The following is a 549-nucleotide window of genomic DNA, read 5'->3' on the forward strand; positions in this document are numbered from 1 at the left end:
GCTGTCGCGAGGTGGCGGCCCGCCACAAGGTGGCAGGGTGCTTGAGCGGACGGCGTGGCAGCACGATGACCTCTTCGGCCAAGGCGCCCAGCACGCGGCGCGTGGCCTCGTCGGCGGGGGTCTTGGACTGGATGAGCAGCGTGAGGCGGTGGCCGCGCGCCGCCATCTCGCGGATGAGGTTGAATTGCCGGGACTTGCCGCCGCTGGTCACGGGCCAGGGCAGGTAGGGCAGCGTCCAGAGGATGCGCAGGGACTTCACGGCTTCCCCGAGGTTGACGCAGCGGCCTGCACCAGGATCTGCAAGCCCGGCTCCAGGGTCAGGCGCAGCTTGCCCTGGTTGGGCTCGATGGGGGTTTGCCGGCCCGAGACGGGGTGGTGCAGCACCGCGCCCTTGCCTTGCGCGGCGATGCGCACCTCGGCCTTTTTCTCGGCCCAGGCCATCCACAGGCGCGAGCCATCTGGGCGGCGCCAGCCGATGCTGACCAGGCCTTCTGGGGCATCGCCCTTGACGGCCTCCACGGCGGGCGGGGGGTCAGGCTCCAGGCGGGG

The 549-nt window shown here is 71.8% G+C and carries 2 protein-coding genes; both read right to left on the reverse strand.

The features are described 5' to 3' along the window. On the reverse strand, window positions 1-259 hold a 259-nt coding region (locus tag B2W70_RS15905), incomplete at its 3' end, for a hypothetical protein (RefSeq protein WP_286747141.1). Continuing rightward, on the reverse strand, window positions 256-549 hold a 294-nt coding region (locus B2W70_RS15910), incomplete at its 5' end, for a hypothetical protein (protein ID WP_286747142.1). The genes B2W70_RS15905 and B2W70_RS15910, both read right to left, overlap by 4 nt.

It is taken from the genome of Aquabacterium sp. UBA2148 (genome assembly GCF_002328915.1).
Classification (GTDB): Bacteria; Pseudomonadota; Gammaproteobacteria; order Burkholderiales; family Burkholderiaceae_C; genus Aquabacterium; species Aquabacterium parvum.